We start from the raw sequence: 12,954 nt of genomic DNA, 5'->3' as shown, positions 1-12,954 counted from the left end.
TGGGACGTCCCGGACGAGGCCGTCGCCCGCGTCGGCGGGAACCAGTGCAGCTCCGGCAACGGGACGGTGACCGGGGCCGGTTCCAGGTAGGCCAGGTGGCGCAGGAACCGGCTGAAGACGGACGCGGCGGCCCCCTTGCCGTCCGCCTGCGCCGGGTGGGTGCCGGTCATCGCGGCGGTGAGGGCAGCGGCGTCCGCCTCGCCGCCCGCAGGCTCGACGCGCAGGTAGCGGGCGACGCGGTCGGCGCCGTACTGCAGGACGCTCTCGGTGATCAGGGCGCGGATGTGGTTGCAGAACGAGCCGCGCGCGCCGCCGCAGGGCCGGTTGTTGTTGGTGCTGCACGCGAAGGCGTACGTACCGGCGGCGACCGACGAGACGTACACCCGCTCGATGTCCGAGCCGCTGGAGACCACGCCCTGCAGGCGTCCGTCGGCCAGTTCGACGAAGGGGACCTTGGCCAGCTTTCGCGGTCGCGCGGGCGGCAGCACCCGGGCCGTACTCGCGCTCTCCCAGTCCGACAACACACCATCTCCTTTGCAGCACAAGGCTCCGCACGCCGAAACGGCGCAGCACAGGGGGGTCGTCGCACCGGATCGACGCGACACCGACGAACTTACTGGCGACCACTGACAACGGCCGCCCGACGAAGGCTCAGGACGCGGTCCGCATACCGGTGGGCGGGGAGTAGGCACGGTGGACGCAGCGGGGGGCTACACGCTGGTGGGAGTGGGGGCGTTTCCGCGCGGGATCGACGACTTCGCGGTCCGGGAACGGGAGTTGACCCCGGCTGATGGCCCTGGCGGTGCTCCCGCCGAGCTCGTACTCAGCGTGCTGAGGACTCTTCAGGTAGCCGCCCGTAACCTCGCCCAGGCGGGGACCGGTCCGGGCTGGTCCGGGCTGGTCCGGGTCCGGGCTGGTCCGGGTCCGGTCCGCAGAGTCATCCCGCGCTGTATCGGCGGCTGTTGGCGGCGACCGGTCAGCGGCGGCGGCCCGACGTCCAGGTGTAGAGCACCGCCAGCCCGGCGACCGTCGCCACCCCGGCGACGACCCCGCCCCGGGAGCGCCACGACAGCACCGAGCCGGTGGACTGAGCGGACAGGGCCGAACCCGCGCTGAGCCAGGAGCCCACGGAGACGAAGGAGACGGCGGAGCCGACGGACCCCGCGGACAGGAAGCTGCCGACCGAGGCGACGGACATGGCGCTGCCCACGGAGCCGATGGAGAGGAACGAGTCGACCGAGCCGATCGACAGCGCCGAGTTCTTCGACCACAGCGAACGCCAGGAACCGTCGGCGTCAGTGCTGTCACGCAACGTCATGAGGCGAGTCGTCATGGATCGAGGATACGTTCGGCAGGGTCAGCACGGCGGTCAGGACGGCGGCCAGTCGCGGTAGGCGATGCGGGCCAGGTCGTGAACCTCGCCGACCGTGCTCCACTCGTCGCCGCCCAGACGGGCCAGGGGCCGCAGGCGCCGGATGTCGGGGTGACCGTCGACGATGACGTCCTCCCGTACGGCGGCATGCACGACCTCGCCGAGGACGAGCGTGGAGTTGCCGATGCCCAGGGTCGAGTGCAGTCGGCACTCCAGCGCCACGGGCGAGGCGGCGACGCGTGGCGGCTTCACGCGCAGCGACGGCTCCCGCTCGATGCCCACGGCATCGAACTCGCCCTCGTGCGCGGGAAAGTCGACGGCGCTCGCGTTGATCTGCTCGAAGAGCGCCTCGGACGCGAAGTTGACGACGAACTCACCGGTGGCCTCGACATTACGCAGCGTGTCCTTGCGGCCGACAGAGGTGAACTGGACGATCGGCGGGTCGGTACAGGCGACGGTGAAGAAGGAGTGCGGGGCGAGGTTCGCACTCAACGGGTCTGCCGCCGAGACCGTGGAGACCCAGGCGATCGGCCTGGGCACCACCACCGCGGTCAGCAGCCGGTAGAACGCTCTGGCGCCCACGGCCTGGGGATCGAAGTCGATGCGCATGCCGATCAGTATCCCGCGCCGAGCCGCAGCGCATATCACCAGGTCAGCGGCGCGGCACAAACAGGACGGCGGTTCGGCCGTCAGCAGCCGCAGCCGGGCTGGCAGCCGCACGAGTCGTCCATGGGCGCTGATGAGGTCGCGGTCGGGATCGGGCCGCAGCAGGCGTCCCCGCGCCAGGCGTCGCGGCCTTCCTTGATAGTTTCCGTGTTGTAGCCGATCGTCAAGGTCGGCTGACGCGGGTCGTCGTCCTCGTTGCCGATGAGGAAGGAGACAGCGTAGATGTCGCCGGCATCGGCGGCCGGGAAGGATGCGAGGGCCCTCTCGACGAGATGCTGGAGGTGATCGTTGAACGTCATGGTCGGCGGGGTCCTGTCGGTCGGGCTCATGAGCCCCACTGGTCGCAGTACTCGATGTGGATCTCGCGCGCGTCGCCGAGAATGCCGTCGTTGGAGTGGAGCTCGGTGCAGAAGTGCGGGTAGCTCGGATGGACGGGGACGTATCCGGGACCGTTTCGGGCGACGTCGAAGAAGTGCCGGGCGGTGTCCCTGAACACCTTCGCGCTGCCGGTCATGAACAGGGTCTCGGCATGGAGATGCTGGTGAAACAGATCCCGGTTCTCCTGGTAGTGCCGTGCCTCGTGATCAATCACGGCTTCGTCGGTGTGCCCTGGGCCGGGCAGCGTCACGGTCTGCGGACGCCCTGGGCCGAGCCGTCCTCGTATTTCCTTCCAGCGTGAGGGTGCGAACTGGAGCGAGTGGTGCAGCAGTACGAGATCAAGCTGCCGTGTGCCGTCTTCTGGCAGCTCGCGGGAGGGGCCACGGTTCCCACGCATCGGCAGGTGGACCAGCGAACGCGGTGAAGAGGCAGCGAGCTTCCATAGCCCACCGATTCGCTGGGCGGCGTCCTGATCGAGGTAGGTGTCCAGGTGCCGATCATGGTCTATGAGCACTGCGTGGACCAGGGGCCGGGCGGGTCGGATGACCTTGAACTCCGTGGATCCGAGCCGTGCTTGGTGGATGGTGATGGGTAGCTTCATTGGTTCTCCGGGACACGGCGGCTGACATCGGCGGCGTAAGAGGCCCAGTCGCCGGCTGATGCCTTCTGCCATTGGACGGCGACTTGGATGTGGATGCCGAGTACCCGGGCGAGGATGGCGGCGGGCAGTTCGGCGGCGAGGGTGAAGAGTGCGGTGGAGCGGTCCTGCCGGGGTCGGATCCCGATCTTACGGAGACGCTGGCCGATCCGGTCATCGCCGAGGGGGTGTCCTGGGCGGCCGCCGGGAAGCGCAACGAGGGTCGCCGTTGCGGTCCCGGCTGACGACGCGCCGCTGCTGGCGGCAGCCCGCGCAGACGGCTGGCTTGTCGAAGCAGGGCGAGCATCCCGACCTGCCGCCGGTGCGGCTGCCCACGTAGGGGCGTCCGCGGCCGCACTCACCGCAGCGGGGAAGCGCGATGTCCTGGGCGCCGGCTTCGCGGAGAGCCATCAGCAACCGCGCGACGCAGACTCTCCAGCAGGTAGAACATCGCAGCGCGGATCCGCGCGGTCGTCGCGGTGTCGCCGGGGACGGCGATGTCCGACGACCACAGGCCGGCCCAGGCGCGGTTGTTGCGGCTGACCGCCTGCGCGTAGCCGGCCGCAGCGGCGGCCTTCGCCGTCGCCTTCGCGGCCTGCTGCGGGGTGGCGGCGGGCAGCGAACGGTCGGTGTCGACGCTGGAGGCGACGCCCACGTACTTCGTGATCCGGTAGGCGTGACGCGCCCTGACCGGGAAGGAGGCACTCTGCCTGGCGCTGTCCCCGGGCAGCTCGTGATCCGGCCGTAGGCGGCCGGGCAGATCTCGTCGAACGGGCAGGACCAGGTGCCCGGCACCCCGTAGCTGCCGCCGTTCGTGCCGTCGCCGAAGCCGAGGGTCGTCCACGACGGCAGACTCGCGCGCTGCTCGCCCGCAGACCCGGACCGGGCATAGAAGCCCGCCAGCTCGGACTGGGTGACGATCGGTGTACTGCTGTATCCCGCACCGGCGGCCGGCACCCGCGCGGACAGGTAGCCGTTGCCGACGAACGTCGGGGTGTAGGTGCTGGACGACGGGTCGGTCGTGCTCAGGACCGGCGCGATAGCCCTCGCCATCGCGAACGCACCGTCACCGGGCGAATGACAGCACATCCGCCGCCTTCACTTGGTGCAGACAAACTCGTGGTGCACGAACCGGTCGACAGGCGCCCGGCCGGTTTTGCTCCTCCGCCACCTGAAGATTCGCGCAGCATGCTGTGATGCGTTCCCGCACGTGAGAACGCCAAGGCCATCCCTTCGGCAAATAAACACAGTCCCGCGTCTTGACGTGTCTAGAACAATTCCGCCTACATATGTTGACGACACCGGCTGGGGAGGGACCCCCAACGGAGTCGAGACGTTGCCCCCTCTCCGGATTCCGCGACGGACCGCGGCAGCCGGACGCCAAGCGCGTTCTGACCGGAAGGAGCCGTGGTCCGCGGCGTTGTCGCCCCGCAGACGCAGCGAGGCTGCGGCGCACCAGCCCGCACACCAGTCCGGTACCGCACCTCCGGCCGCACCGACATGAGGCGGCCACGTCCAAGGAGCATCGACGTGAGACTTCATCACTCCGCAGGCGGCGCCCCGGCGCGAACCCGCGCCGCCGGCCGGCGCAGGGCAGGCATGCTGCTGGCCGCGGCCGCCCTGGTCGTCACGGCGATCCCGGCCGCGTCGGCCGTGGCCGAGCCCGGCGCCGCGGCCACCGCCTACAGCGGGACGCAGCCGTACCTCAACCCCAGGCTGCCGGTGAAGCAGCGGGTCGCCGATCTGCTGGGCCGGATGACCCTCGCGGAGAAGATCGGCCAGATGACCCAGGCCGAGCGGTGGTCGGTCAACGACGACCAGACCCAGATCACGAACCTCAATCTGGGCTCACTGCTGTCCGGCGGCGGCTCGGCCCCCGCCCCCAACACCCCTGAGGCGTGGGCGGACATGGTCGACGGCTACCAGTCCCACGCACTCGCCACCCGGCTGCACATCCCACTGCTGTACGGCGTCGACTCCGTGCACGGCCACGGCAACCTGGTCGGCGCCACGATCTTCCCGCACAACATCGGCATGGGCGCCACCCGCGACCCGGCGCTGGTCCGCGAAGAGGCCCGCATCACCGCCATGGAGACACGCGCCACCGGTCCGCAGTGGGTCTTCGCACCCTGTGTCTGCGTCACTCGTGACGACCGCTGGGGGCGCACCTACGAGAGCTTCGGCGAGGACCCGAAACTCGTCCAGCAGATGACCGTCGCCGTCGAGGGCCTCCAGGGCAGCAGCACCAAGGACCTCGCCCGGCCCGACCACGTGCTGGCGACCGTCAAGCACTACGCCGGCGACGGCGACACCACGTACGGGACGTCGACCACCAACGACTACACCATCGACCGCGGCGTCACGATCACCAGCCACAGGCGCTTCGCGAAAGTCGACCTCGCGCCCTACGTGACGGCCGTCCAGGTGCACGGCGTCGGCAGCATCATGCCCTCGTACTCCTCGGTCCAGTGGACCGACGTACCCGGCAGCAAGCCGGTGAAGATGAGCGCGAGCAAGGAACTGCTCACCGACGTCCTGAAGAAGAAGATCGGCTTCGACGGGTTCCTCATCAGCGACTGGGACGCCATCACCGAACTCCCCGGCGACTTCGCCGCCCAGGTCCGCACCTCCGTCAACGCGGGCATGGACATGTTCATGCAGCCGAACAACGCCCCCCAGTTCATCCAGGCACTGACCGCAGAGGTGCAGGCCGGACGCGTCAAGACGTCCCGGATCGACGACGCGGTCTCCCGCATCCTGCGCGCCAAGTTCGAACTCGGACTGTTTGAGCACCCCTACACCGACCGCACCAACATCGACACCATCGGCTCGCCCGCCCACCGCGCCGTGGCCCGCCGCGCGGTCGCCGAATCCCAGGTGCTGCTGAAGAACGACAACAAGGCACTGCCGCTCAAGCCCTCCCAGCACATCTACGTCGCCGGCACCAACGCCAACGACCTGGGCAACCAGGCCGGCGGCTGGACCGTCTCCTGGCAGGGCCAGTCCGGTAACACCGCCTTCCCCGGCACCACCCTCCTCCAGGGCATCCAGCAGAACGCGAAGAACGTCACCTACAGCGCCGACGCCGGCGCCTCCACCGACGGCTACGACGTCGGCGTCGTCGTCATCGGCGAGACCCCCTACGCCGAAGGCGTCGGTGACGTGGGCGTCGGCGGCCACACCCTGAACCTCTCCGCCACCGACAAGGCGAACATCGACCGCGTCTGCTCCGCCATCAAGACCTGCGTCGTCGTCGACGTGGCCGGCCGCCCCCAGATCGTCACCGATCAACTGCCCAAGACGGACGCCTTCGTGATGTCCTGGCTCCCCGGCAGCGAAGGCGCCGGAGTCGCCGACGTCCTCTTCGGCAAGCGCCCCTTCACCGGGAAACTCTCTGTCACCTGGCCCCGCAGCGAAGCCCAGGAACCGATCAACATCGGCGACAAGAACTACGACCCCCTCTTCCCCTACGGATACGGCCTGACAGCACGACGCTGAGGCTGCGCCTGACCGCAGGGAGAGCCGACGCCTCGCCCGTAGGCTGGCGTCGGCTGCTGTCACTCCACAAAACTGCAGTCGGACCCTGCCTGAGTCCCGGGGGACTGGGGTCAGGCCGGCGACTCCGGCGAGCCGATCCGGACTGCCGAAGGCAGACATATCGCCGCGGGTCGCGGCGATGAACTCCGCGCCGAGCATGTATCCGATGCCGGGCACGCTGGTGATCACAGAGGTCGGGGCCTGAACACAAGAAGTTGACGGGGAAGACGACGCCGTGGACGACGTGGTCTGGTCCTGCACCACCAGCAGTCCCCGGATCGCGTAGTCCGGCGACCTGCTGCACGTCTCCGGGTTCCTCACCCAGCCCGACAACCCTGCGGAGCCCGTCCGGCTCACCGTCGACGACCTGGAGGTCCTGGCGGCTCAGGCTGCTGCCTGCGGGGTAGTCAGTTGCTGCTGGATGGTCTGGGCGTCGAGGAGGTACCACATGTGCTCGAAGCGTCCGTCGCGGAAGTGGTAGAAGGCGTATTCGGTGAAGGTGACGCTCTGGCCGGTGGGCTCCAGTCCGAGCCACGGCTTGACCGGGGTGCCGGTGTCGGTGAGCCGGGCTGCCGCCCGGTCACCCTCGATGATGAGGTCGTCGAGGCGCCAGACGAAGTTGTCCACGGCGTCCATGTGCTGCTGCATCGTGGCGACGTAGTCGTCCCGCGACACCGGCCCACCGTTGAACACGAGGTTGTCGTGGGCGAACTCGGCCATCCGGTGGAACTCACGGGCGTTGATGGCCTCGATGTAGTCGAGGTACAGGGTCAGCCGAGATACGGCCGAAAGGGATAGCAGCGCGATCTTGCGTGGGTGACCGGCGCCTTTGTGTGCGGCTATCGGTGGGGTCCGCCGGTGTCGCGGAGGTTGCGCATGGTCGGGTCGTCGTTGATGGCCGGGGCCTGACGGATCGCGCCGAGAACTATGGCGGGCAGCGTGTCGGGCCAGTCGTCGGCTTCGGCGAGGTGGTGCTGGCCTGCGAACCACACGGTGGCCAAGAGCGAGACGGCGGTGCGCTGGTGGAGGTGTTCGCGCATGCCGCCCTGGCGGGCGGTGGTCCTGACGGTCCGCTCGATCTGTACGCGGGCGGCTTTCTCCAGGTCCGGTTGGAGCGGGCCGCGGCCGTACTGGATGAGCTTCATGCCCTCGCGGGCGAGGTGGTCCAGGAGGCGTTCGTAGGTCTCCCAGTCCTTGCCGCCGACCTGGGCGTACTTGACCTCGATTCGTCAGCGGTGATGGCTGTCCGGTGAGGCGGTCGGTTCGTCCCGTCTGGTATCGGGCGGGATTTTCGCGTGTCGCTGCGGCTGCGCCGGGGTTTCACGTCTCCCGGAGTGGTGCTGGTCGGCTCCTTCCTGTTCTTCGGCGGGGTGGGGCCGACTCGTCAGGTGATGGCCGGAAGGTCGGTGAGGCGCCGCCATGCGGTGGTGAACGCGCTGGCCCAGGACCAGGAGTGTTCGATCCGCAGCCAACGACGGCGGGCATGGCGGCTGAGCCGGGCGGGCAGGTGGTATACGCGGTCTTCGACGACGGCATGGTGGCTGTACAGGGCGTCCAGCCACTGGATCTGGTGCGAGCCGCGGATGCGGGTCATCTTGGAGGGGTTCGTCGCGATGATCGAGTACTTCCAGCCCCCTCTCCTTTTCGAACGCGGTGAGGTCCTTCATCTGCCGGCCGGACGGCTTGACCCGGCGGACGATCACCCGCATGCCCGTGATCCAGCCGTGGCGTGTGCTCAAGTCGGTCAACTCCGCGACGTGGTAGCCCTCCTGGACGCTCCGTCCTGGTTGATCGAGGTCTGCCAGGCGCTCTTGGGCAGGCGGGCGATGGCCTGCTCATCCTCGTCCGTGATCGTCCAGCCGCTGGTGAAGCGGACGGTGCGGCGCCAGGTGTTCAGATCGAGGCAGGTTCTCGTGCAGGCCGTGGGCGGCCCCGGCGCCGTCCACGCGCACCAGGATCTTCTCCGTGGAGGCGCCCGGGGTCTGGGCCAGCGCCTCGCTGAGCACCTTCAGGTGGTCGGCCACCGCGTTCGAGCTGGCGCTGCCGGTGCGCAGCCGCATGGCCAGGCACTCGCCGGTGTTCGCACACCAGGCGGCCAGCGGGTGAAAGCCGTAACTCTTCCAGGTCGCCGAGGCTCCATCCTTCTTCGACGCGGCCGTGATGATCGTGGCGTCCATGTCGATCACGATCCACCGGTGCAGCACTTTCCCGGCGATGGTCAGCCGGGGAAAGCCACCCGGCCGCAGCGTGAGCAGCGTCCGCACGTGGCGGCGCTCGTGCGCCCGCGCCCGGGCAAGTACGGAAAGGCGCCCGTCCAGGTCGGCAAGCGTGCGCCGCGTCGTGGAGTCCGACATCGCCGGCCCGAACAGGCTCTGGTGGTGGGCCTGCAGGGCCTCGGCCCCGGTCATGTTCCGTGCCCCCAGCACGATCGCCACGGCGAGCTGCACCAGTACCGCACCCCGATCGCGCCAGCCGTGGCCACCCGCCGAGGGCAGCACTCCCGCCAGCGCGACCGTCAGTCCCGTACGGTCCGCCAGCTTCCGCAGCAACACCGCCCCCACATGCCCGATCAGCCCCTTCCCATCGGCAGCCACGGACAGCCGGCGGTCCCACCCGGTCGTGTGCGTCATCAGAAAGGTGCCCCTGATCTCTTGAACGCTATGGACTCGACACTCACATCGTTCCAGCTCAGGCGGCACCTTTCGCTGTCGATCAGCCAGATCGACCTATTCCGCTGAATACTCAGGGTTGATGAGCATTGCGGTGATGTCCGCGATGCGGTTGGTCTGGCCGGTGAACTGCTCGACCAGGAGGGCCACCTGCTCGTTGCTGAGGTTTCCGTCACGGCGGGGCTGCTTGCTGCTGTCGGTCACGGATGTCGAGCGTAGAGGCTGTGCGGCCGGTGCGTACGAGGCTCCCCAGGGTCGCCGTATCGGCTGGTAATCATCCTGGTACGGTCCCGCGAAGAAGTGATCGTTTTCGTACCGAGGGGCGGGGACCGGCGGCGTGACCTCGATAGAACGGACCGCGTATCCGCGCTTCAAGCGGCTGATGTCGGCGCGGGAGATGCATGTCTTCTTCACCCTCAAGCCCGAGGAAACGGCTTGGGTCCGGGAGCGGACCCGTTCCGATGAGCATCTGCTCGCTCTGGCCCTGGCGCTGAAGTGCTATCAGAAGCTGGGCTACTTCCCGAAGGCGGACGAGGTGCCCGAGACGGTGGTGGAGCATGTGCGCGGCGCGCTGGAGCTCGCCGAGGGCACCGGGCCGCACTATGAGTCGGCCAACACCGCCAAGCTGCACCGCAAGTTGGTGCGTGAGCGGCAGGGTATCTCCTACGACCAGGAGCGGGCCCGTCAGCTCGCCGAGGAGGCGATCCGGCGGGCGGCGCTGGTGAAGAACAACCCGCCGGACCTGATCAACGTCGCGCTGGAAGAGCTGGTCAGAGCGACCTGCGAGCTGCCGGCGTTCCGCACCCTCAACGAGATGGCCGCCCGGGTCCGCCGGGAGGTCAACGAGGACATCTTCGCCAACGTCCGGTCCCGGATGACGCTGGAGGACCGGGCCCGCGTGCAGGGGCTGCTGGAGGTGGGCGGGCTGGACCGCAAGAGCGGGCTGAACCGGCTGAAGAAGCCCGCTAAGCGACCGAGCTGGAGCCATCTGAAGGAGCAGCACAAGCAGCTTCAGTGGGTGGACGAGCTCGGGGACACCGATACGTGGCTGAAGGGGATCGCGCCGGGGAAGATTGCCGACTTCGCGGCCGAGGCCGGTGCGCTGGACGCAGCGGAGCTGCGGGACTACGAGACGGGCAAGCTCATCGCGCTGCTGGCCTGCCTGGTGCACACGGCCCGGCGGCGGGCCCGGGACGACCTGGCGGAGATGTTCTGCAAGCGGGTGGCGACCAAACTGAAGAACGCGAAGGACGAGCTGGAGGAGATCCGCAAGCAGCAGCAGGCGCTGGTGGAGCGGATGATCGGCACCTACCGGACGGTGCTGGAGCGGATCGACCCCGCCGACCTCATGCCGCGCGGTCCGGACGGGGCACCGGCGCCGTTCGCAGCTGGGAAGAAGGCCCGCCGCAGGGCGGCGCGGGCCCTGGCCGCGAAGCGGGCCGCCGCGCTGGCGCTGGCGCAGAAGGCGGTGCAGACGTCCGGGTCGTTCGCGGCGGAGTTCGCCGACATCGAGGCGGTGGCCGCCCACCACGGCAACAACCACGAGGTGCTCGTCGCCCGCTTCTACAAGCGGGACCGGGCGCCGATGTTCGACCTGGTGGGCACCTTGGAGTTCGAGGCGGTTAGTGAGGACCGCCGGGTGCTGGACGCCCTGGCGCACGCGCGGGCCCACCAGAGCGCATCCCGCGAGTACATCTCGGAACTGCACGAGGGCCAGCCGCTGGACCTCGGCTTCGCCTCACAGAACTGGCAGCGGGCCGTACGGGACCGCAAGAGGCCCGGCCTGCTGGACCGCCGACGCTTCGAGACGCTGGTCTTCACCTACCTGGCCGAGCATCTGCGGACCGGCGATGTGGCCATCACCAGCTCGGACACCTTCGCCAACTGGCTTGAGCAACTGCCCAAGTGGGAGGAGTACGGGCCCAAGCTGGAGCAGTTATGCGAGGAGACCGGGCTGCCCTCCACGGCCGGGGAGTTCACCGCGGCCCTGCGCGGGCGGCTGGAGACCACCGCGGCGGAGGTGGATTCCGGCTATCCGGACAACGCGGACCTGGTCATCGACGAGAACGGGGTGCCGGCGCTGCGCAAACAGCGCGCCAAGGGCGTCAGTGCGATGGCGGAGGCGCTGGAGGCCGAGGTCAAGGCGCGGATGCCGGAGCGCACCCTGCTGGGCATCCTGTCCCGCACGGCGTACTGGGTGGAGTGGTGGCGCCGGTTCGGCCCGGCCTCCGGCAGCGACCCGAAGCTGAAGGACCCGTTCGGCCGGTACGTGCTGACCACGTTCGTGGGCGGCATCAACATGACGTTCACCGAGGCCGCGCGGCACATTGCCGGGGTGTCCGCGCACGAGCTGAGCGCGATCACGAACCGGCACCTGAGTGTCGACAGGATCAACGAGGCGATCACCGACGTGGTGAACGCGTTCATGCGTCTGGACCTGGTCAAGGCGTGGGGCGACGGGACGAGCGTGGCAGCCGACGGCACGCAGATGGACACCTTCATCGACAACCTGCTCGCCGAGTCCTCGATCCGGTATGGAGGATTCGGCGGAATCGCATACCACCACATATCGGATCAGTACATCGCACTCTTCTCCAGATTCGTGCCCTGTGGCGCGTGGGAGGCCGTCTACATCATCGACGGGCTGCTGAAGAACGCCTCCGAAATGAAGCCGGACACGATCCACGCCGATACGCAAGGGCAGTCGCTCCCGGTCTTCTGTTTGGCTCATTTGATGGGGTTTGAGCTGATGCCGAGGATACGGAACTGGAAGGACCGCACCTTCTACCGGCCCTCGGCCAGCGCCCGCTACCGGCACATCGATGTCCTGTTCGACCAGGGTGGCCGCAACGTCATCGACTGGCGGCTGATCGAGACGCACTGGCGCGATCTCATGCGGGTCTCGATCGCGATCCGGGAGGGCACCCTGGCCTCGCCGCTGCTGCTGCGGCGCCTGGGCAGCAACTCCCACCGCAACCAGATCTACCGGGCCTTCCGCGAGGTGGGCCGGGCGGTCGCCACGGTGCAGTTGCTGCGGTTCATCTCGGACCCGTCGCTTCGCCGCCGAGTGACGGCGGCCACCAACAAGGTGGAGTCCTTCAACAACTTCACCGACTGGCTGGCGTTCTGCAACGGCGGGGTGATCGCCGAGAATGACCCGGTTGAGCAGGAGAAGGCCGTGAAGCTGACGTCCTTGCTGGCCAACTGCGTGATCTTCCATACGACCTTGGACCTGATGAACGTGGTCCGCGAGCTCCAGGCCGAGGGCTGGCAGATCACCGGTGAGGACCTGGCCGCGATCAGCCCGTACCTGACCGACCACATCATGCGCTTCGGTACCTATGCCACCACGGAGCTGACCGTACGCCCGGACGCGTTCGACCCGCACCTGGACGTCGATTTCGAGACGGAGGAGGCAGAGCCGGCCGCAGCCTGAGCGCCCCCGCTCGCCGTGGCAGCAGTTCGGCCCGGCGCTGCCGCAGGGGGTAGGGATGTGTCACCCAGAGCCTTGGATACGGCTCAGGGGGTCTGAGCAGCGGGAGTCCGGGCATGTGCCGGTACCACCGGTGCTGTCCGCCGCCATGGACGTGCAGCCGGAGTGTGTCGGGCCCCGTCGCAGGAGTCCAGGACGTTCTCGGCTGTCTCCACTGACGAGGGCCACGTCGAGGAAGGTGCGTGATCTCACCGACGACTTA

General features: G+C 68.6%; 13 protein-coding genes and 2 pseudogenes. 3 read left to right on the top strand and 12 right to left on the bottom strand.

Going from position 1 to position 12,954, the window contains the following annotated elements; all coding sequences use genetic code 11:
* Positions 1–17: 17 nt before the first annotated feature.
* The 5 genes and pseudogenes from OG352_RS38495 to OG352_RS38475 all read right to left on the bottom strand — a co-directional run.
* Positions 18–521 (bottom strand): annotated as a pseudogene (locus OG352_RS38495) (hypothetical protein); the annotation flags it as partial.
* Positions 522–976: 455 nt separating this feature from the next.
* Positions 977–1,333: a hypothetical protein gene (locus OG352_RS38490; protein ID WP_329223344.1), complete on the bottom strand. Its 357-nt coding sequence runs from the start codon at positions 1,331–1,333 to the stop codon at positions 977–979.
* A gap of 36 nt (positions 1,334–1,369) precedes the next feature.
* A complete protein-coding gene (locus OG352_RS38485) occupies positions 1,370–1,981 on the bottom strand; it encodes a flavin reductase family protein (RefSeq protein ID WP_329223342.1) in 612 nt (203 codons plus the stop codon).
* 80 nt (positions 1,982–2,061) lie between these two features.
* Complete coding sequence (locus OG352_RS38480; protein WP_329223340.1) at positions 2,062–2,337, bottom strand: hypothetical protein; 276 nt, start codon at positions 2,335–2,337, stop codon at positions 2,062–2,064.
* Positions 2,338–2,363: 26 nt separating this feature from the next.
* Positions 2,364–3,017: a hypothetical protein gene (locus OG352_RS38475; RefSeq protein WP_329223338.1), complete on the bottom strand. Its 654-nt coding sequence runs from the start codon at positions 3,015–3,017 to the stop codon at positions 2,364–2,366.
* Positions 3,018–3,088: 71 nt separating this feature from the next.
* Between OG352_RS38475 and OG352_RS38470 the strand changes: the two genes are divergently transcribed.
* A complete protein-coding gene (locus OG352_RS38470; RefSeq protein ID WP_329223336.1) occupies positions 3,089–3,298 on the top strand; it encodes a hypothetical protein in 210 nt (69 codons plus the stop codon).
* Positions 3,299–3,411: 113 nt separating this feature from the next.
* Here OG352_RS38470 and OG352_RS38465 read toward each other — a convergent pair whose 3' ends face one another.
* On the bottom strand, positions 3,412–3,897 hold the full coding sequence (locus OG352_RS38465) for a hypothetical protein (protein ID WP_329223335.1): 486 nt from the start codon (positions 3,895–3,897) through the stop codon (positions 3,412–3,414).
* A gap of 686 nt (positions 3,898–4,583) precedes the next feature.
* Between OG352_RS38465 and OG352_RS38460 the strand changes: the two genes are divergently transcribed.
* Positions 4,584–6,551 carry a glycoside hydrolase family 3 protein gene (locus tag OG352_RS38460; RefSeq protein WP_443072455.1) on the top strand — a complete coding sequence of 656 codons (1,968 nt, stop codon included), beginning with the start codon at positions 4,584–4,586 and terminating at the stop codon, positions 6,549–6,551.
* Positions 6,552–6,632: 81 nt separating this feature from the next.
* Here OG352_RS38460 and OG352_RS38455 read toward each other — a convergent pair.
* The 6 genes and pseudogenes from OG352_RS38455 to OG352_RS38430 form a co-directional block, all read right to left on the bottom strand.
* A pseudogene (locus OG352_RS38455) lies at positions 6,633–6,779 on the bottom strand (transposase); the annotation flags it as partial.
* Between the two features lie 195 nt (positions 6,780–6,974).
* On the bottom strand, positions 6,975–7,358 hold the full coding sequence (locus tag OG352_RS38450; RefSeq protein WP_329224146.1) for an ester cyclase: 384 nt from the start codon (positions 7,356–7,358) through the stop codon (positions 6,975–6,977).
* Between the two features lie 71 nt (positions 7,359–7,429).
* On the bottom strand, positions 7,430–7,735 hold the full coding sequence (locus OG352_RS38445) for a hypothetical protein (protein ID WP_329223333.1): 306 nt from the start codon (positions 7,733–7,735) through the stop codon (positions 7,430–7,432).
* Positions 7,736–7,974: 239 nt separating this feature from the next.
* On the bottom strand, positions 7,975–8,184 hold the full coding sequence (locus OG352_RS38440) for a hypothetical protein (RefSeq protein ID WP_329223331.1): 210 nt from the start codon (positions 8,182–8,184) through the stop codon (positions 7,975–7,977).
* A 241-nt stretch (positions 8,185–8,425) separates the two neighbouring features.
* On the bottom strand, positions 8,426–9,220 hold the full coding sequence (locus OG352_RS38435) for a transposase (protein ID WP_329223330.1): 795 nt from the start codon (positions 9,218–9,220) through the stop codon (positions 8,426–8,428).
* A gap of 96 nt (positions 9,221–9,316) precedes the next feature.
* Positions 9,317–9,463 (bottom strand): hypothetical protein, encoded by a 147-nt coding sequence (locus tag OG352_RS38430; protein WP_329223329.1) that lies wholly within the window; start codon positions 9,461–9,463, stop codon positions 9,317–9,319.
* A gap of 133 nt (positions 9,464–9,596) precedes the next feature.
* Here OG352_RS38430 and OG352_RS38425 point away from each other — a divergent pair, with 133 nt between their 5' ends.
* Positions 9,597–12,695 (top strand): Tn3 family transposase, encoded by a 3,099-nt coding sequence (locus OG352_RS38425; protein WP_329223327.1) that lies wholly within the window; start codon positions 9,597–9,599, stop codon positions 12,693–12,695.
* Positions 12,696–12,954 lie beyond the last annotated feature (259 nt).

The organism is Streptomyces sp. NBC_01485, assembly GCF_036227125.1.
In the GTDB taxonomy this organism is placed as follows: Bacteria; Actinomycetota; Actinomycetes; order Streptomycetales; family Streptomycetaceae; genus Streptomyces.
Note: the sequence above shows the minus strand (reverse complement) of the source record. Positions and strands in the feature narration are given on the sequence as shown.

Excerpts from the sequence above, each read along its gene's own strand:
- OG352_RS38485 (WP_329223342.1), bottom strand. The coding sequence starts at position 1,981 with ATGCGCATCGACTTCGATCCCCAGGCCGTGGGCGCCAGAGCGTTCTAC.
- OG352_RS38435 (WP_329223330.1), bottom strand. The coding sequence starts at position 9,220 with ATGACGCACACGACCGGGTGGGACCGCCGGCTGTCCGTGGCTGCCGAT.
- OG352_RS38490 (WP_329223344.1), bottom strand. The coding sequence starts at position 1,333 with ATGACGACTCGCCTCATGACGTTGCGTGACAGCACTGACGCCGACGGT.
- OG352_RS38475 (WP_329223338.1), bottom strand. The coding sequence starts at position 3,017 with ATGAAGCTACCCATCACCATCCACCAAGCACGGCTCGGATCCACGGAG.
- OG352_RS38480 (WP_329223340.1), bottom strand. The coding sequence starts at position 2,337 with ATGACGTTCAACGATCACCTCCAGCATCTCGTCGAGAGGGCCCTCGCA.
- OG352_RS38445 (WP_329223333.1), bottom strand. The coding sequence starts at position 7,735 with ATGAAGCTCATCCAGTACGGCCGCGGCCCGCTCCAACCGGACCTGGAG.
- OG352_RS38440 (WP_329223331.1), bottom strand. The coding sequence starts at position 8,184 with ATGACCCGCATCCGCGGCTCGCACCAGATCCAGTGGCTGGACGCCCTG.